Consider the following 18,892-nt stretch of genomic DNA (forward strand, 5'->3'; position numbering starts at 1 on the left):
GATTTGTGACATAGTGCAAAATCAGACACACAAAAAGTCCGCTTAGCTTGCAATAAATCCCGTTCTGGCCGACCTTATATCTATTAATTACGAAGCGCAAAAAAAATCGTTTTCCCCCATATTCACACAGTGAAGTGACTAACTTATGTTGATTCCGTCTAAATTAAGTCGTCCGGTTCGACTCGACCATACGGTGGTTCGTGAGCGCCTGCTGGCTAAACTTTCCGGCGCGAACAATTTCAGGCTTGCCCTGATAACAAGTCCTGCTGGTTATGGAAAAACAACGCTTGTTTCACAATGGGCGGCGGGGAAGAACGAATTAGGCTGGTATTCCCTGGATGAAGGCGATAACCAGCAAGAGCGCTTCGCCAGCTATTTGATTGCGGCAATCCAACAGGCGACCGGTGGGCACTGCACCACCAGCGAAGCCATGGTGCAAAAACGCCAGTATGCCAGCCTGACTTCACTGTTTGCCCAGTTGTTCATTGAACTGGCAGAGTGGCATCGTCCACTCTATCTGGTCGTGGATGATTATCATCTGATCTCCAATCCGGCCATCCACGAAGCGATGCGTTTTTTCCTGCGCCATCAGCCGGAGAATCTGACGTTAGTCGTGCTGTCGCGAAACCTACCGCAACTGGGCATTGCCAACCTGCGCGTACGCGATCAACTGCTGGAAATCGGCAGCCAGCAGTTGGCGTTTAACCACCAGGAAGCCAAACAATTCTTTGACCGTCGCCTGTCCTCCCCGATTGAGGCTGCGGAAAGTAGCCGCATGTGCGATGACGTTGCAGGCTGGGCCACGGCGTTACAGCTGATCGCCTTATCTGCCCGTCAGAACAACCATTCCGCCCACCAGTCGGCACGACGTCTGGCCGGTATCAACGCCAGCCATTTATCCGATTATCTGGTCGATGAAGTCCTGGACAGCGTCGATATCGGAACCCGCCATTTCCTGCTAAAAAGCGCCATCCTGCGCTCGATGAACGATGCGCTGATTGTTCGGGTCACGGGCGAAGAAAACGGCCAAATGCGGCTGGAGGAAATTGAGCGCCAGGGATTATTCCTGCAGCGGATGGATGATGTCGGCGAATGGTTTAGCTATCACCCGCTATTTGGCAGCTTTTTACGCCAGCGTTGCCAGTGGGAGTTAGCTACCGAACTTCCCGAAATACACCGCGCCGCCGCTGAAAGCTGGATGGCGCAAGGTTTTCCGACCGAAGCCATCCACCACGCGCTGGCGGCAGGCGACGCTCATATGCTGCGCGACATTCTGCTCAATCATGCGTGGGGGCTGTTTAACCACAGCGAACTGGCATTACTTGAAGAGTCATTGAAAGCTCTGCCGTGGGAAAGCCTGCTGGAAAATCCGCGTCTGGTTCTGCTGCAAGCCTGGCTGATGCAAAGCCAGCACCGCTACGGCGAGGTGAATACCCTGCTGGCGCGCGCTGAGCAGGAAATGAAAGGCGATATGGAACAGACGCTACATGCTGAATTTAACGCCCTGCGAGCGCAGGTCGCGATTAACGACGGAAATCCTGATGAAGCCGAGCGTCTGGCGAAACTGGCGCTGGATGAATTACCCATCGCCTGGTTCTATAGCCGAATTGTCGCCACCTCGGTACACGGCGAAGTTCTGCACTGTAAGGGCGACCTCACGCGTTCTCTGGCGTTGATGCAGCAAACCGAACAAATGGCGCGCCATCATGACGTCTGGCATTACGCCCTGTGGAGTCTTATTCAGCAAAGTGAAATCTTGTTTGCCCAGGGCTTTTTGCAGGCCGCCTGGGAAATCCAGGAAAAAGCGTTCCAGCTGATCAAAGAGCAGCACCTCGAACAGCTGCCGATGCACGAGTTCCTGGTGCGCATTCGTGCGCAGCTCCTGTGGGCATGGGCGCGCCTGGACGAAGCGGAAGCGTCTGCCCGCTCGGGTATTGAACTACTTTCCACCTTCCAGCCGCAGCAGCAGCTACAGTGTCTGGCGCTGCAGGTTCAGTGTTCGCTGGCGCGTGGCGATCTGGACAACGCCCGTAGCCTGCTCAACCGTCTGGAAAACCTGCTGGGTAATGGCCACTATCACAGCGACTGGATCTCCAACGCTGATAAAGTCCGGGTGATTTACTGGCAAATGGTCGGCGACAAAAATTCAGCCGCCAACTGGCTGCGCCACACGCCGAAACCGGAATTCGCCAATAACCACTTCCTGCAAGGACAATGGCGCAACATCGCCCGTGCGCAGATCCTGCTGGGCGAGTTTGAACCGGCTGAGATTGTGCTGGAAGAGTTGAATGAAAATGCGCGCAATCTGCGCCTGATGAGCGATCTGAACCGTAACCTGCTGCTGCTTAATCAATTGTACTGGCAGGCGGGGCGCAAAAATGACGCACAGCGGGTGTTGCTCGACGCCCTGCAACTGGCGAACCGCACCGGGTTCATCAGCCACTTTGTGATCGAAGGCGAGGCCATGGCGCAGCAGTTACGCCAGCTGATTCAGCTCAACACATTACCGGAACTTGAACAGCATCGTGCGCAGCGTATTTTGCGCGAGATTAACCAGCATCACCGCCACAAATTCGCCCACTTTGATGAAGGGTTCGTTGAACGCCTGCTCACCCACCCGGACGTCCCGGAGCTGATCCGTACCAGCCCGCTGACCCAGCGTGAATGGCAGGTTCTCGGTCTGATTTATTCTGGCTACAGCAACGAGCAGATTGCCGGTGAGCTGGCTGTTGCCGCGACGACCATTAAGACGCACATCCGCAATTTGTACCAAAAGCTCGGCGTGGCGCACCGCCAGGATGCGGTGCAACATGCGCAGAAACTGCTGAAGATGATGGGGTATGGCGTTTAGTTAACGCCTGATGCGCTATGCGTATCAGGCCTGGAACCCGCTTAGCACAACTCTAACTGGATATGATGGTCAGCAATGACCTGCATCACGCCAGCAGGCGGTAGCGTGTCGGTATATACTGCATCCACCATGCTGATACTGCCCATGTTCACCATCGCATTACGACCAAACTTCGAATGATCCACCACCAGCATCACATGACGTGAATTCTCAATAATGGCGCGTTTGGTGCGAACTTCGTGATAATCAAATTCCAGCAGCGAACCATCGCTGTCGATACCGCTTATCCCTAAGATGCCAAAGTCCAGACGGAACTGTGAAATAAAGTCGAGGGTCGCTTCGCCCATAATACCGCCGTCACGGCTACGCAGTTCGCCACCGGCCAGAATAATGCGGAAATCCTCTTTTGCCATCAGCGTATTCGCCACATTGAGGTTGTTGGTCACAATGCGCAGGTTGCTGTGATTAAGCAGCGCATGAGCGACCGCTTCCGGCGTGGTGCCGATATCAATAAACAGCGTGGAGCCGTTCGGGATCTGCGTGGCGACTTTGCGGGCAATGCGCTCTTTTTCCGCCGTCTGCGTCGCTTTACGGTCATGCCACGGCGTGTTGACCGAGCTGGAGGGCAGCGCCGCGCCGCCGTGATGGCGCAAAATCATGTTCTGATCGGCCAGATCGTTGAGATCGCGGCGAATCGTCTGTGGGCTGACGGAGAAATGCTCCACCAGCTCCTCGGTGCTGACGTATCCCTGTTTTTTTACCAGTTCGATGATCGCGTCATGTCGTTGTGTTTGCTTCATTATGGTTCCCTGAAATTACGTTCGTTTTCGCACATGAATAGTATCAGCAAATGCCATTGCCAGACCGACGGCCAGCCCGGCGATATGCGCGCCGTTCGCCATCGACATGCCGAACAAATCAAACCAGCCGGCAACAATCCACATCAACGCAAAGATAATCAAACCACGCTGCAGGAAAATGCCGCTTTGCGGATCGCGCTCACCGCGCAACCACACGTAGCCCATCAGGGCATACACTACGCCGGAAAGTCCACCGAACCACGGGCCGCTAAATTTCTGCTGCACATAGCCGCTCAACAGCGCGCTAATTACGGTAATGACGATTAGTTTTCCGCTGCCGAGTCGTTTTTCAACCGCGCCGCCGAGATACCACCACCACAACAGGTTGAACAGAATGTGCATCAGTGAGAAGTGCATAAACGCGTGGGTGAAATAACGCCAGAATTCAAATTTCAGCGTAGGATCAAACGGCCATGCCAGCCAGAGCATAACCGCCTGGTCACCCATCACATTCATTGCGATAAACACCAGCACACACGCGGCCATCACCGCCCAGGTCACCGGACCCGCACGTTCGCGCAACGTGGCAAGAAACGGATAGCGTTGATAGCGCAAACCGCTGTCGGTCTGCCCTGACTGCCAGCTTGCCGCCAGATAGCGCGGATCGCCCGGGTTCTCCAGAAATCGCGCCAGTTCAGCATGCACGCGCTCAGCCTGGGACTCATCCGCCAACCAGACATCCGTTTGCTGATGTTGTTGAATCGTCAGGATAACGCCCTGTGTCGCCATATAATCAACAAATGCCTGCGCCACGCGGGGGTTAGCAAAAGAGGTAATCATCAACATGGTTGCTGTCGCTTCATCCACACAAAAGAGGACAGTATATATATCCTGCCCGTTTCAGGCTGCATCTTTGTTAGCTTACGAACCGTATGCCACTTCTGCCGGAAAATGTCGATGCCAGGCATCGAAGCCGCCGTCAACGCTGTAAACCGCGTCATAGCCCTGCTGCAGAAGATATTGCGCCGCGCCTTTACTGCTGTTGCCGTGATAACACATCACCAACACGGTGGTGTCGAAATCATGCTCACGCATAAATGACCCCAGCGTGTCGTTCGTCAGATGAAACGCCTGCGGGGCGTGACCCATCGCATAGCTTTGCGGATCGCGGATATCCACTAACACCGCAGCTCCCTGATGCAGCTTCTGATGCGCTTCTTCGACATTAATACATTCAAACTGATCCATTGCTCTCTCTTCTTTATTAGCAGGTGACGCTTTTCAAACATGTTACTTCTTAGTGTACGTCCCGACGGCAGTTAAACACCATAATGTTATATGTATCACTGTAAATTGTTTATCCGATGTTACCAATGGCGCGATTCTTTGCTATTATGCTCGATAACGAACATTAATGAGCTATAACGAAAGTGCGAGAGGCCAGCATGGAAACCAAAGATCTGATTGTGATAGGTGGAGGCATCAACGGTGCCGGTATCGCGGCAGATGCCGCTGGACGCGGATTATCCGTACTGATGCTGGAAGCACAGGATTTAGCCTGCGCGACCTCCTCCGCCAGCTCCAAACTCATCCATGGTGGCCTGCGCTACCTGGAACACTACGAATTCCGTCTGGTGAGCGAAGCGCTGGCCGAACGTGAAGTGCTGTTGAAAATGGCACCACATATCGCCTTCCCGATGCGCTTTCGTCTGCCCCATCGCCCGCACCTGCGTCCGGCGTGGATGATCCGTATTGGTCTGTTTATGTACGATCATCTGGGCAAACGCACCAGTTTGCCAGGTTCTACCGGTTTGCGTTTTGGCGCAGATTCCGTAATGAAACCTGAGATTGTGCGCGGTTTCGAATATTCTGACTGCTGGGTAGACGATGCACGACTGGTTTTGGCAAACGCCCAAATGGTTGTACGCAAAGGCGGAGAAGTATTAACCCGCACGCGCGCCACCTCTGCTCGCCGTGAAAACGGTTTGTGGATTGTTGAAGCTGAAGATATCGATACCGGCAAAAAACACACCTGGCAGGCGCGCGGTCTGGTCAACGCCACCGGCCCGTGGGTGAAAGAGTTCTTCGACGACGGCATGCACCTGCCATCGCCGTACGGTATTCGCCTGATTAAAGGCAGCCACATCGTGGTGCCGCGCGTCCATACCCAGAAACAGGCTTACATCCTGCAAAACGAAGATAAACGTATTGTGTTTGTCATCCCATGGATGGACGAATTCTCGATCATCGGGACGACCGACGTCGAATACAAAGGCGACCCAAAAGCGGTGAAAATTGATGAGAGTGAAATCAATTACCTGCTGAAGGTCTACAATGCGCACTTTAAGAAACAGCTGGGCCGTGATGATATCGTCTGGACTTACTCAGGCGTGCGCCCGCTGTGCGACGACGAGTCCGACTCGCCGCAGGCTATCACCCGTGATTACACGCTGGATATCCATGATGAAAACGGCAAAGCGCCGCTGCTGTCGGTCTTTGGCGGCAAGCTGACGACCTATCGTAAGCTGGCTGAGCACGCGATGGAAAAACTGGCATCGTACTATCAGGGCATTGGTCCGGCGTGGACGAAAGAGTGCATTCTGCCAGGCGGTGACATTGGCGGCGATCGCGAAGACTACGCGGCCAAACTGCGCCGTCGCTACCCGTTCCTGACCGAGTCGCTGGCGCGCCATTATTCTCGCACCTACGGCAGCAACACCGAATGGGTCATCGGCGAAGCCACCTCGCTTGCCGAGTTAGGTGAAGACTTTGGCCATGAGTTTTATGAGGCCGAGCTGAAATATCTGGTCGATCACGAATGGGTTCGTCGTGCGGAAGATGCGTTGTGGCGCCGTACGAAAGAAGGTATGTGGCTGAACGCTGAGCAGCAGTCACGCATGACCCAGTGGCTGGCTGAATACATTGAGAAGCACCAGCTGTCGCTGGCGTCCTGATAAAAATGCCGGATGGCGGCGACGCCTTATCCGGCCTACAAAAGTGCATAAACGTAGGCCGGGCAAGCGAAGCGCCCCCGGCCTCGTGTGTTACAACCGTACCGAATCAATATGCCAGATGTTTTCGGCGTACTCTTTGATCGTCCTGTCCGACGAGAAATAGCCCATGTTGGCGATATTAATCATCGACTTGGTGGTCCACTCTTCCGGATGACGATACAGTTCATCCACCTTATCCTGGCAATCAACATAGCTGCGATAATCCGCCAGCACCTGATAGTGGTCGCCAAAGTTAATCAATGAGTCCACCAGGTCGCGATAGCGTCCCGGCTCCTCAGGGCTGAATACACCGCTGCCAATCTGCGTCAGCACCTGGTGCAGCTCTTCGTCTTTCTCATAATACTCACGCGGCTTGTAACCCTGACTACGCAGCGCCTCCACTTCTTCCGCCGTATTACCAAAGATAAAGATATTTTCTGCGCCCACATGTTCCAGCATCTCGACGTTGGCACCATCCAGCGTACCGATGGTCAACGCGCCATTCAGCGCAAATTTCATGTTACTGGTCCCGGAGGCTTCGGTCCCGGCCAGTGAGATTTGCTCAGACAGGTCGGCGGCAGGAATAATCACCTGCGCCAGGCTGACGCTGTAGTTAGGAATAAACACCACTTTCAGTTTGTCGCCAATTTGCGGATCGTTGTTGATCACTTTCGCGACATCGTTAATCAGGTGAATGATGTGCTTCGCCATGTAATAAGCCGAAGCCGCCTTACCGGCAAAAATATTCACACGCGGCACCCACTCGGCGTCAGGATCGGCCTTAATGCGGTTGTAGCGGGTGATCACATGCAGCACGTTCATCAACTGACGCTTGTACTCGTGAATACGCTTGATCTGCACATCAAACAGCGATTTCGGATTCACCACCACATTCAACTGCTGCGCGATGAGCGTCGCCAGTCGCTTTTTGTTCTCCAGCTTCGCATGACGCACCGCCTGATTTACCAGCGGGTAATCGCAGTGTTGTTCCAGTTCGCTGAGCTGACTGAGATCGGTGCGCCAGGTACGGCCAATGTTCTCATCCAGCACATTGGAAAGCGCCGGATTCGCCAGCGCCAGCCAGCGACGCGGCGTCACGCCGTTGGTAACGTTGCAAAAACGGGTCGGGAAGATCTTCGCAAAGTCAGCAAACAGCGACTGTACCATCAGGTTGGAGTGCAGTTCCGACACGCCGTTAACCTTGTGGCTCACCACCACCGCCAGCCATGCCATACGCACCCGGCGGCCGTTGGATTCATCGATGATCGACGTCCGCCCCAACAGACCCGTATCGCTCGGATACTGCTCCTGCAGCGTTTTCAGGAAGTAATCGTTAATCTCAAAGATAATTTGCAGGTGGCGCGGCAGAATTTTACCCAGCATATCCACCGGCCAGGTTTCCAGCGCCTCGCTCATCAGCGTATGGTTGGTATACGAGAAGACCTGACAGCACACCTCAAAGGCATCGTCCCAGCTAAACTTGTGCTCATCAATCAGCAGACGCATCAGCTCAGGGATCGACAGCACCGGATGGGTGTCATTGAGGTGAATAGCAATTTTGTCCGCCAGGTTGTCGTAGGTTTTGTGCAGTTGGTAATGACGACTCAGGATATCCTGCACCGTGGCGGAGACCAGGAAATACTCCTGACGCAAGCGCAGCTCGCGTCCCGAATAGGTGGAGTCATCCGGATACAGCACGCGGGAAACGTTCTCGGAGTGGTTTTTATCTTCCACCGCCGCAAAGTAATCGCCCTGATTGAATTTACCAAGGTTGATTTCGCTACTGGCCTGTGCATTCCACAGGCGCAGCGTGTTGGTGGCATCAGTGTCGTAACCGGGGATAATCTGGTCGTAGGCAACCGCGAGGATCTCTTCAGTTTCTATCCAGCGCGTTTTCTTGCCTTCCTGCTGAATACGCCCGCCAAAACGCACTTTGTAGCGCGTATTGTGGCGTTTGAACTCCCATGGGTTACCGTATTCCAGCCAGTAGTCTGGCGACTCTTTCTGTCGGCCATCAACAATGTTTTGCTTGAACATGCCGTAGTCATAGCGAATACCGTAGCCACGTCCCGGCAGTCCCAGCGTTGCCAGCGAGTCCAGGAAGCAGGCCGCCAGGCGCCCGAGGCCACCGTTGCCAAGACCCGGGTCGTTTTCTTCGTCGATCAGATCTTCAAGATCCAGCCCCATGCCTTCCAGCGCATTTTTGACATCGTCATAAATCCCCAACGATAACAGTGCATTGGAAAGCGTGCGGCCAATCAGGAACTCCATAGACAGGTAATAGACCTGACGAGTTTCCTGGGATAATTGCGCACGATTAGAACGCAGCCAGCGCTCCACGAGACGATCGCGCACCGCGAACAATGTGGCGTTCAGCCACTCATGTTTATTGGCAATGACCGGGTCTTTACCAATCGTGAACATCAGCTTGTAGGCAATAGAATGCTTAAGTGCCTCTACGCTGAGTGTGGGCGATGCATAAGTAAATGGAGCATTCATATAGGTGATTCCTGGATAACTATTTCAAGCGATAGTAAAGCTCACGGTATGACTTCGCCGCGACTTGCCAGCTAAAATCCATGGTCATGGCCTGACGTTGTACAAACCGCCACAGCGAAGGCCGGGACCACAATACGAAAGCACGCCGGATCGCCCGTAGCAGCGACCAGGCATTACTATCTTCAAATACAAACCCACTGGCGATACCGTCCGCCAGGTTCTCCAGCGAACTATCAGACACCGTATCAGCCAGCCCACCGGTACGTCGCACCAGCGGCAACGTGCCGTACTTCAGTCCATACAATTGTGTTAAGCCACACGGCTCAAAACGGCTGGGCACCAATATCACATCAGCCCCGCCCATGATGCGATGCGAGAAGGCTTCATGATAGCCAATCTGTACGCCCACCTGGCCCGGATGTTCCGCCGCCGCGGCGAGGAAACCTTCCTGCAATACCGGATCGCCCGCGCCGAGCAACGCCAGTTGTCCGCCCTGCTCTAACAACCCCGGCAACGCTTCCAGCACCAGATCCAACCCTTTCTGGCTGGTCAGGCGACTGACTACAGCAAACAGCGGCACTTTATCGTTAACCTTAAGTCCCATCGCGATCTGTAGCTGCCGTTTGTTCTCCGCCTTCTCTTCCAGCGTGTCACGCGTATAGCGCGACGCCAGCAGCAGATCGGTTTCCGGGCTCCAGATTTTTTCATCAACGCCGTTCAGCACGCCGGAAAGACGCCCTTCGCGATGGCGCTGCTGCAACAAACCTTCCATGCCGTAGGCGAACTGCGCCTCGGTAATTTCCCGCGCGTAGGTCGGACTGACCGCCGTAATGTGGTCGGCGTAGTACAACCCGGCCTTCAGGAACGAAATCTGGCCGTTAAACTCCAGCCCGTGCACATTAAAGAACGACCATGGCAATTGGATGTCATCCATATGCTTTGCATAAAACATGCCTTGATACGCCAGGTTGTGTACGGTGAACACCGATTTCGCCGGATGGCCGCGCGCCGCCAGATACGCCGGCGCCAGGCCAGCGTGCCAGTCGTGCGCATGCACCACATCCGGGCGCCAGAATGGATCAAGGCCGCAGGCCATTTCACAGCCGACCCAACCCAACAGCGCAAAACGCAGCACGTTATCGGTATACGCAAACAGGTTCGTATCGTGATACGGGCTCCCGGGACGGTCATAGAGATGTGGCGCATCAATCAGATAAATACCGACGCCGTTGTAATGTCCGAACAACAGCGTTATCCGTCCGGCGAAGGTATCCCGACGCGTCACGACCTGCGCATCGGGAATGCCGCGACGAATATCAGGAAACGCCGGAAGCAATACGCGGGCATCCACACCGTCCGCAATTTGTGCCGCAGGTAACGCCCCAATAACATCCGCCAGTCCCCCGGTTTTTAACAGGGGGAACATCTCTGAACAAACGTGTAAAACCTGCATTATCGCTCCTGTTTGATTTGCAGTTTGCGTAGCATTTCACGCGTGACCAGCACAATGCCTTCCTCTGAGCGGTAGAAGCGACGAGCATCTTCTTCCGCGTTTTCACCGATTACCATGCCTTCAGGAATAACGCAGGCGCGGTCAATAATGCAACGACGTAAGCGGCATGAACGTCCCACCCACACTTCAGGTAATAACACTGCCGAATCAATGTTACAGAATGAATTCACCCGCACACGCGGGAACAGAACGGACTGCACCACCACCGAACCTGAAATAATACAGCCGCCGGAAACCAGCGAGTTCAGCGTCATGCCGTGGCTGCCGGAACGGTCCTGAACAAATTTCGCTGGTGGCAGCGATTCCATGTGCGTTCGGATTGGCCAGTCCTGGTCGTACATATCCAGTTCAGGCGTCACCGAAGCCAGATCGAGGTTCGCTTTCCAGTAGGCTTCCAGCGTCCCCACATCGCGCCAGTACGGTTCGGATTCCGGATCAGACTGCACGCAGGACAACGGGAATGGATGCGCATATGCCATGCCAGCTTCGGTGATTTTTGGAATGATGTCTTTGCCAAAATCGTGACTGGATTTTTCATCGAGATCATCTTCCGCCAGCAGTTCATACAGATAATCGGCGTTGAAGATGTAGATCCCCATACTGGCAAGCGATTTGGTCGGATCGTTAGGCATCGCTGGCGGGTTGGCGGGTTTTTCAACGAACTCGATAATTTTATCGGTGTCGTCCACGTCCATCACGCCAAACGCGCTGGCTTCTTCGATCGGCACTGGCATACAGGCCACGGTGCAGCGCGCGCCTTTCTCGACGTGGTCGATCAGCATGCGTGAGTAGTCCTGCTTATAAATATGATCGCCCGCGAGGATCACCACGTATTCCGCTTTATAGCGTCGAATGATATCCAGGTTTTGGGTCACCGCATCCGCCGTGCCGCGATACCAGTTTTCACCCTGCATTCTCTGCTGGGCAGGCAGCAGATCGACGAACTCGTTCATCTCTTCGCTAAAGAACGACCAGCCGCGCTGAATATGCTGCACCAGCGTGTGGGACTGGTACTGCGTGATTACGCCGATACGGCGGATCCCGGAGTTAATACAGTTGGATAAAGCAAAATCGATAATGCGGAACTTACCGCCAAAGTGCACGGCAGGCTTGGCTCGTTTGTTGGTTAAATCTTTCAGACGGGTTCCGCGGCCACCGGCCAGGATCAGGGCAACAGATTTTAATGGCAGCTGGCGCGCCAACATTACACGATCGTTCTTCTCTAAACTCACCATGACTAACTCCTTTTTATCTTCTCTGGAACACACACAGTCCGTGCGCAGGTCCCTGCCAGACAGCCGTAAGCACCGGATTATCCTCTCCGGCAAATGGGGGAATGGCGTGCCATTCCCCTTCAGGTAAAACGATATCTGTCACCTCAAGCGTGGCGTTTATTGCAATCAGAAAACGGTCTGAAAGCTGGATTTGCATCTGCCTCGGGCCGTTTTGCCACTCATCCGCACTTAAGGGTTGTGCGTACTTATTCAGCCAACGAACATTGCCATCGCCCTCTTCCCACCAGCAATCCCCCGTTAATGCGGGTATTTGCCGGCGCAGATGAATCAGCGCGGCGGTAAATGTGGTTAGCCCACTGTTTGCCTGCTGCCAGTCCAGCCACGTTAAGGCGTTATCCTGACAGTAAGCGTTATTGTTGCCGTGCTGGCTATGACCATGCTCATCGCCCGCCAGCAACATCGGCGTCCCCTGGGAGAGCAACAGCGTGGTTAACAGCGCATGAATGCTGTCGCGCCGCCGTTCAATCAGGTCCAGCGTGCCGCCTAATCCTTCTTTACCATGATTGTCGCTGTAGTTATTGCTAGTGCCGTCGCGATTTTCCTCACCATTCGCTTCATTGTGCTTATTTGTGAAGCACACACAGTCGCGTAGCGTAAAACCGTCGTGCGCGGTCACCAGATTGACCGTGGCGCTGGGTTTGCGGCCCTGGCGTTTAAACACATCGCTGGATGCAGCGAAACGTCCGGCAAACTCACCTAAAGACAGATTACGCTGAAGCCAGAAGCGTCGACTTGCGTCGCGAAAATGGTCATTCCACTCGGCAAACGGTGGTGGGAAATTCCCCACCTGATACCCGCCTTCACCAATATCCCACGGTTCCGCAATCAGCTTCACGCGAGAGAGCAACGGACAGTTTTGGATCGCGGTAAACAGCGGCGCATCCTGACGAAACGCAGGCGTACGCCCCATGACGGATGCTAAATCAAAGCGAAAGCCGTCCACGTGGCAGGTTTCAACCCAGTAACGCAGGCATTCACATGCGTATTCCACAACGCCGGGATGGCTCAGATTGAGGGTGTTCCCACAACCGGTCCAGTTGTAGTAATCGCCATCATCCCTGATCCAATAATAGCTACGGTTATCAATTCCGCGCAGCGAGAAGACAGGCCCTTCGAGATCCAGCTCGGCACTGTGGTTCAAAACGATATCGAGAATGACCTCAATCCCCGCTTTGTGCAGCGCTTTTACCGCGTCGCGAAACTCATCAAGCGCACTCTCCGGCGAACAGGCATAGGCCGGATGCAGCGCGAACATCGCCACCGGGTTGTATCCCCAGTAGTTCGACAGGCCCAGCCGTTGAAGCCGTGGCTCGCTGGCGAAATGCGCCACCGGTAGCAGCTCCAGCGCGGTAATGCCGAGACGCTTGAAGTAATCGATCATCACCGGATGACCCAGCGCTTTGTAGGTTCCGCGAATCTCTTCCGGCAGGTCAGGATGCAAATACGTCAACCCTTTGACATGCGCTTCGTAAATCACGGTATTGCCCCACGGCGTGCGCGGCGCGGCATCATCCTCCCAGTCATAATGGTCGGACACCACCACGCCCTTCAGCGCGATGGCGGCGTTATCACGGTGATCCGGTTCATTTAGCCCACCGTGCAACAGTGGGTTATCTTTTAACTCGCCCTCGACCCGACGGGCGCAAGGGTCGAGCAGCAGTTTCGCCGGGTTAAACCGGTGGCCCTGCTGCGGTTGCCATGGGCCATGGACGCGATAGCCATAGCGCAGACCGGGCCGGGCGTTGGCCAGATAGCCGTGCCAGACATCGCCGCTACGCCCCGGCAGGTCGTAGCGGAGTTCACAGCCTTGCTCATCGAATACGCATAATTCAACGCGTTCAGCGTGGGCTGAGAAGAGAGTAAAATTAACGCCATGGCCGTCATACGTTGCACCATGGGGGGTGGCGTTGCCGGTTGCCAGTTGCGTCATTCCCCCTCCCGAACCAGCCAGATCGTTGCCAACGGCGGCAACGTGAGGCTCAGTGAATGCTGCCGACCATGACTTGCGATTTCATCACTGTGCACCGCACCGCCGTTGCCGGTATTGCTGCCGTGGTAATGCATCGAGTCGGTGTTGAGGATCTCACGCCATTTCCCCGGCTGATTGATACCGAAGCGATAGCCGTGGCGGGGCACAGGCGTAAAGTTACTGACCACGATGATTTCATTGCCGACCTTGTCACGACGCACGAAAGCCAGCACCGAACGTTCGTTGTCATCCACCACCAGCCACTCAAAGCCATAGGCGTCAAAGTCGAGCTCGTGCAGCGCTTTGTGATGACGGTAGGTGTGGTTCAGATCGCGCACCAGACGCTGTACGCCGTGGTGCCAGTTGTCGCCGCCTTCCAGCAGGTGCCAGTCGAGGCTGGCGTCGTGGTTCCATTCGCGTCCCTGAGCAAACTCATTGCCCATAAACAACAGTTTCTTACCGGGGAAGGCCCACATCCAGCCGTAGTAGGCGCGCAGGTTGGCAAACTTCTGCCACGCATCGCCCGGCATGCGGTCGAGAATCGATTTTTTACCGTGTACCACTTCGTCATGCGACAGCGGCAGGACAAAGTTTTCGGTGTAGTTGTACAGCATACCGAAGGTCAGCTTGTCGTGATGGTACTGACGATGAACCGGGTCCAGTTTCATGTAGTCCAGCGTGTCGTGCATCCAGCCGAGGTTCCACTTATACCAGAACCCTAAACCGCCCATGTCCTGCGGTCTTGAAACGCCAGCAAAATCAGTGGACTCTTCCGCCATGCTCACCGCACCAGGCACCTGTTCGCCAAGAATACGGTTGGTATTGCGTAAAAATTCAATAGCTTCGAGGTTTTCACGACCGCCAAATTCATTTGGGACCCATTCCCCTTCTTTACGGCTGTAGTCGCGATAAATCATCGATGCCACGGCATCCACGCGCAGCGCATCGATACCAAAGCGCTCAATCCAGTACAGGGCGTTGCCCACCAGATAGTTGCTGACTTCACGGCGGCCATAGTTGTAGATCAGCGTGTTCCAGTCCTGGTGATAGCCTTCACGCGGATCGCTGTGTTCATACAAACTGGTGCCATCAAACTGAGCCAGACCAAAGTCGTCCGACGGGAAATGACCCGGCACCCAGTCGAGAATGACGTTCAGCCCCGCCTGATGCGCGGCATTGACAAAATAGCGGAAGTCATCGCGCGTGCCAAATCGACGGGTCGGCGCATACATGCCGGTAGGTTGGTAACCCCAGCTACCGTCAAACGGGTGTTCGTTAATCGGCAACAGTTCGAGATGGGTAAAGCCCATCCACTTGGCATAAGGCACCAGCTGATCCGCCAGCTCGCGGTAGCTCAGCCAGAAGTTGTTATCGGTATGACGACGCCATGACCCCAGGTGCACTTCATAGATAGAAATCGGCGCATCAAACTGGTTGGCTTTTTTACGCTCCTCGCTTTGCACCACTTTTTCCGGCAGACCACAGATAAGCGACGCGGTTTCCGGGCGCATTTGCGCTTCGAAGGCGTAAGGGTCCGCTTTGATTCGCAGCTTACCGTTGGCATCGATCATCTCATATTTATACAGCTGACCATGCTGCGCGCCGGGGATAAACAGCTCCCAGATACCGCTTTCTTTGCGCAGGCGCATCGGATGGCGACGGCCATCCCAGTAGTTGAACTGCCCAACCACTGACACGCGTTGAGCGTTAGGTGCCCAGACGGAAAAGCGCGTGCCGGTTACGCCATCCATAGTATCCGCATGCGCACCCAGCGTTTCGTAAGGTCGCAGGTGCGTACCTTCAGATAACAGCCAGGCATCCATATCCTGGATCAGCGGACCAAAACGATAAGGGTCATCAATCAGATTCTGCTGTCCATGCCAGACAACGGCCAATTGATAGCGAAAGAAATTTTTACGGCGGGGAAGTACTGCACAGAAAAAACCACGAGAGTCGAGGCAATCCAGCTTGCCGACTTTGCGTCCGGTTTTGGGTTCGATCACCCACACTTCGGTGGCGTCAGGTAATAGGGCGCGGACTTCAAGTCCAGCGTCAGTTTGGTGCATACCGAGTACGGAAAAAGGATCCGCAAAATGGCCTGCAATTAGCGCATTAATCACGTCTCTATCGATACGAACGGACATGGTTGTCATCCTGTTTTATGGTGTCACCCCTTCCAACTGATTTTCGACATCAGGTAGCGACACTTTTTTTGACCTGAACGGCGCAGCACAATTGTGCATCCTCTCTGCGTCGTCCCACCTTCAGGCAACAACTTAATACCTCCGGTACTAAGTCACCCTTAAAGAATAGCCAATGCTTTATCTTACTCCTGGTAAAAAATGAAACATCTGCGCTTACTCCTGTATTACGCAAAAAAAAGGGTGACTCAGCACCCTTTGATCATTAACAAACCATTACGCCAGTTGACGTAACATGCGGCGCAATGGCTCCGCAGCACCCCAAAGCAGCTGGTCACCTACGGTAAAGGCTGACAGAAACTCCGGTCCCATATTCAACTTACGCAGACGACCTACTGGCGTGGTCAACGTGCCGGTAACGGCCGCCGGGGTTAACTCACGCATGGTGATTTCACGATCGTTTGGTACTACTTTCGCCCACGGGTTGTGCGCCGCCAGCAGTTCTTCCACGGTCGGAATAGACACATCTTTTTTCAATTTGATGGTGAACGCCTGGCTGTGGCAGCGCAGCGCGCCGACGCGCACGCACAGACCATCAACCGGGATCACGGAAGACGTGTTGAGAATTTTGTTGGTTTCCGCCTGTCCCTTCCACTCTTCACGGCTCTGACCGTTATCGAGCTGTTTGTCGATCCACGGAATCAGGCTACCGGCCAGCGGTACACCAAAGTTATCAACCGGCAGTTCACCGCTACGGGACAGGGTCGTCACTTTACGTTCGATGTCGAGAATAGCAGAGGAAGGGGTCGCCAGCTCCTCGGCCACATGGCCATACAGATGACCCATCTGAGACAACAGCTCGCGCATATGACGCGCGCCGCCGCCGGAAGCCGCCTGATAGGTCGCCACGGAGACCCAGTCGACCAGGTCATTGGCAAACAGGCCACCAAGGGACATCAGCATCAGGCTAACGGTGCAGTTACCGCCGACAAAGGTCTTAATCCCTTTATTCAGGCCATCGGTGATGACATCCTGGTTAACCGGATCGAGAATAATGATGGCGTCGTCTTTCATACGCAGCGAAGAGGCCGCGTCAATCCAGTAACCCTGCCAACCGCTTTCACGAAGCTTTGGATAGATTTCGTTGGTATAATCGCCGCCCTGACAGGTCACGATGATATCGAGCGCCTTCAGCGCATCCAGATCAAAAGCGTCCTGAAGCGTGCCGGTCGCGGTTCCACCGAATGTCGGTGCCGCCTGCCCGAGCTGGGAAGTAGAAAAGAAAACAGGGCGAATGGCGTCGAAGTCACGCTCCTCAACCATGCGTTGCATGAGAACAGAGCCGACCATACCGCGCCAGCCGATAAAACCAACATTTTTCATAGCGTTTTTTTCCTGCAGAGATGTGTGCTGTGTTTATACGTAAAATCATTCAAAATGCATCGAGGCGGCAAGCGAAGAAATCCCCATGAGCATAGAAAACTATGCGATTGGGGTTTCTGAGTGAAGCCAACAAAGAGGCAGTTTGAAGGATGATGCGTATATGTATGCCAGTGTCCTGGTGGCATATCCTTCACCATACAAAATGCAGCCAAAGTCGCAAGTGAAATTAATCAATGATAGCGAAGCCATCAGTAATGCGACTTATCCCGCTGCGCAAGCAAGCAGAAAGTCCGTGGTAATTATCAGGGAATTTGAGTTATGAATGAAATCATTTCAGCGGCAGTTTTGTTGATCCTGATTATGGATCCGCTCGGAAATTTGCCCATTTTCATGTCCGTATTGAAACATACCGAACCAAAACGCCGCCGCGCGATTATGATTCGCGAGCTGTTCATTGCGCTGTTGGTGATGCTGATATTCCTGTTTGCGGGCGAGAAAATTCTGGCATTTCTTAACCTGCGCGCGGAAACCGTCTCTATCTCCGGGGGCATCATTTTGTTCCTGATCGCCATTAAGATGATTTTCCCCAGCGCCACCGGGAATAGCACCGGGCTTCCGGCGGGTGAAGAGCCGTTTATCGTCCCGCTGGCGATTCCGCTGGTGGCAGGCCCAACAATCCTGGCCTCATTAATGCTGTTGTCGCATCAGTACCCTAATCAGATGGGGCATCTGGTGATTGCCCTGCTGATCGCCTGGGGCGGTACGTTTGTGATTTTGCTGCAGTCTTCGCTGTTTTTACGTCTGCTGGGCGAGAAAGGGGTGAACGCGCTGGAGCGCCTGATGGGGCTGATTCTGGTGATGATGGCCACCCAGATGTTCCTTGATGGCGTACGGATGTGGATGAAGGGGTAACCGTTTTGAAGCTGGAGAGCATGGCATTTCAGAGAACGATTCCGTTCACGTTATGTTCGTTGCTTCTCTGGAGTTTCTTCACCGGTGAACGTGTTAAGGGGGCTACGCAGCCCCCTTAACAATCCCGGCTCTCCGGCAGGAAAATCGCCGCGTCGCGGAATATTCGCCCCATCCCTGGGGCTCACCCCTTCGGGGCCAGCGCAAGCGCTGTTCAAAATTGCTCCTGGCAATTTTGTCCTCGCCTTATTCCTTCCCGCGTCCGGGGACGGGCGCAGGTAGCATCCATGCAAACGGCGCCCTCGACGCGCATCCCTGCGCGTCGCCCCGGCGTCCAGGAAACAGCTCAGCGATTTTCAGCCGGGCCAACGGCACCGCTGTAATTTCAGGTATTCCTTATGCTTTTAAGTCGCTGATATAACGTATTTTCATTTCTGCGAGGTGCCTTCCAGAATGCCCTCTTGTCAGCATCGCGGATAAGCATTATCTTCTCGCTGCACCTGCATAATCAGGTGCCAGAATTAGCCTTCTGAACTCCT

At 54.4% G+C, this 18,892-nt stretch carries 12 protein-coding genes; 3 read left to right on the forward strand and 9 right to left on the reverse strand.

Going from position 1 to position 18,892, the window contains the following annotated elements:
- Window positions 1-145 precede the first annotated feature (145 nt).
- Window positions 146-2,851 carry an HTH-type transcriptional regulator MalT gene (gene malT, locus SK32_RS18365; protein ID WP_048213563.1) on the forward strand — a complete coding sequence of 902 codons (2,706 nt, stop codon included), beginning with the start codon at window positions 146-148 and terminating at the stop codon, window positions 2,849-2,851.
- Window positions 2,852-2,892: 41 nt separating this feature from the next.
- On the opposite strand, the gene SK32_RS18370 is transcribed toward malT, so the two are convergent.
- From SK32_RS18370 to glpE, 3 genes are all read right to left on the reverse strand, one after another.
- Window positions 2,893-3,651 (reverse strand): DeoR/GlpR family transcriptional regulator, encoded by a 759-nt coding sequence (locus tag SK32_RS18370; RefSeq protein ID WP_003023499.1) that lies wholly within the window; start codon window positions 3,649-3,651, stop codon window positions 2,893-2,895.
- A 15-nt stretch (window positions 3,652-3,666) separates the two neighbouring features.
- A complete protein-coding gene (gene glpG, locus SK32_RS18375) occupies window positions 3,667-4,497 on the reverse strand; it encodes a rhomboid family intramembrane serine protease GlpG (protein ID WP_048213800.1) in 831 nt (276 codons plus the stop codon).
- A gap of 75 nt (window positions 4,498-4,572) precedes the next feature.
- Window positions 4,573-4,899 (reverse strand): thiosulfate sulfurtransferase GlpE, encoded by a 327-nt coding sequence (gene glpE, locus SK32_RS18380; protein WP_048213564.1) that lies wholly within the window; start codon window positions 4,897-4,899, stop codon window positions 4,573-4,575.
- Window positions 4,900-5,096: 197 nt separating this feature from the next.
- Between glpE and glpD the strand changes: the two genes are divergently transcribed.
- Entirely contained in the window at window positions 5,097-6,605 is a 1,509-nt protein-coding gene (gene glpD / locus SK32_RS18385; protein WP_048213565.1) for a glycerol-3-phosphate dehydrogenase, read from the forward strand.
- 90 nt (window positions 6,606-6,695) lie between these two features.
- Here the strand turns inward: glpD and glgP are convergent, their stop codons facing one another.
- The 6 genes from glgP to asd form a co-directional block, all read right to left on the reverse strand.
- A complete protein-coding gene (gene glgP / locus SK32_RS18390; RefSeq protein ID WP_048213566.1) occupies window positions 6,696-9,143 on the reverse strand; it encodes a glycogen phosphorylase in 2,448 nt (815 codons plus the stop codon).
- 19 nt (window positions 9,144-9,162) lie between these two features.
- Window positions 9,163-10,596 carry a glycogen synthase GlgA gene (gene glgA, locus SK32_RS18395; RefSeq protein ID WP_048213567.1) on the reverse strand — a complete coding sequence of 478 codons (1,434 nt, stop codon included), beginning with the start codon at window positions 10,594-10,596 and terminating at the stop codon, window positions 9,163-9,165.
- Window positions 10,596-11,891 (reverse strand): glucose-1-phosphate adenylyltransferase, encoded by a 1,296-nt coding sequence (glgC, locus tag SK32_RS18400; protein ID WP_048213568.1) that lies wholly within the window; start codon window positions 11,889-11,891, stop codon window positions 10,596-10,598. Before glgC ends, glgA begins: the two co-directional genes overlap by 1 nt.
- A gap of 13 nt (window positions 11,892-11,904) precedes the next feature.
- Window positions 11,905-13,881, reverse strand: coding sequence for a glycogen debranching protein GlgX (gene glgX, locus SK32_RS18405; protein WP_048213569.1), 1,977 nt, complete (start codon window positions 13,879-13,881; stop codon window positions 11,905-11,907).
- On the reverse strand, window positions 13,878-16,064 hold the full coding sequence (gene glgB / locus SK32_RS18410; protein ID WP_048213570.1) for a 1,4-alpha-glucan branching enzyme: 2,187 nt from the start codon (window positions 16,062-16,064) through the stop codon (window positions 13,878-13,880). The genes glgX and glgB overlap by 4 nt, the downstream gene beginning before the upstream one ends.
- A gap of 273 nt (window positions 16,065-16,337) precedes the next feature.
- Complete coding sequence (gene asd / locus SK32_RS18415) at window positions 16,338-17,444, reverse strand: aspartate-semialdehyde dehydrogenase (RefSeq protein WP_003837862.1); 1,107 nt, start codon at window positions 17,442-17,444, stop codon at window positions 16,338-16,340.
- Window positions 17,445-17,762: 318 nt separating this feature from the next.
- Between asd and yhgN the strand changes: the two genes are divergently transcribed.
- Window positions 17,763-18,356 carry an NAAT family transporter YhgN gene (gene yhgN / locus SK32_RS18420; protein WP_003023480.1) on the forward strand — a complete coding sequence of 198 codons (594 nt, stop codon included), beginning with the start codon at window positions 17,763-17,765 and terminating at the stop codon, window positions 18,354-18,356.
- Window positions 18,357-18,892 lie beyond the last annotated feature (536 nt).

Source organism: Citrobacter sp. MGH100 (genome assembly GCF_001034465.1).
In the GTDB taxonomy this organism is placed as follows: Bacteria; Pseudomonadota; Gammaproteobacteria; order Enterobacterales; family Enterobacteriaceae; genus Citrobacter; species Citrobacter youngae.

Coding starts and splice junctions, on each gene's coding strand:
- malT (WP_048213563.1), top strand. CDS start 146: ATGTTGATTCCGTCTAAATTAAGTCGTCCGGTTCGACTCGACCATACG.
- SK32_RS18370 (WP_003023499.1), bottom strand. CDS start 3,651: ATGAAGCAAACACAACGACATGACGCGATCATCGAACTGGTAAAAAAA.
- glpG (WP_048213800.1), bottom strand. CDS start 4,497: ATGTTGATGATTACCTCTTTTGCTAACCCCCGCGTGGCGCAGGCATTT.
- glpE (WP_048213564.1), bottom strand. CDS start 4,899: ATGGATCAGTTTGAATGTATTAATGTCGAAGAAGCGCATCAGAAGCTG.
- glpD (WP_048213565.1), top strand. CDS start 5,097: ATGGAAACCAAAGATCTGATTGTGATAGGTGGAGGCATCAACGGTGCC.
- glgP (WP_048213566.1), bottom strand. CDS start 9,143: ATGAATGCTCCATTTACTTATGCATCGCCCACACTCAGCGTAGAGGCA.
- glgA (WP_048213567.1), bottom strand. CDS start 10,596: ATGCAGGTTTTACACGTTTGTTCAGAGATGTTCCCCCTGTTAAAAACC.
- glgC (WP_048213568.1), bottom strand. CDS start 11,891: ATGGTGAGTTTAGAGAAGAACGATCGTGTAATGTTGGCGCGCCAGCTG.
- glgX (WP_048213569.1), bottom strand. CDS start 13,881: ATGACGCAACTGGCAACCGGCAACGCCACCCCCCATGGTGCAACGTAT.
- glgB (WP_048213570.1), bottom strand. CDS start 16,064: ATGTCCGTTCGTATCGATAGAGACGTGATTAATGCGCTAATTGCAGGC.
- asd (WP_003837862.1), bottom strand. CDS start 17,444: ATGAAAAATGTTGGTTTTATCGGCTGGCGCGGTATGGTCGGCTCTGTT.
- yhgN (WP_003023480.1), top strand. CDS start 17,763: ATGAATGAAATCATTTCAGCGGCAGTTTTGTTGATCCTGATTATGGAT.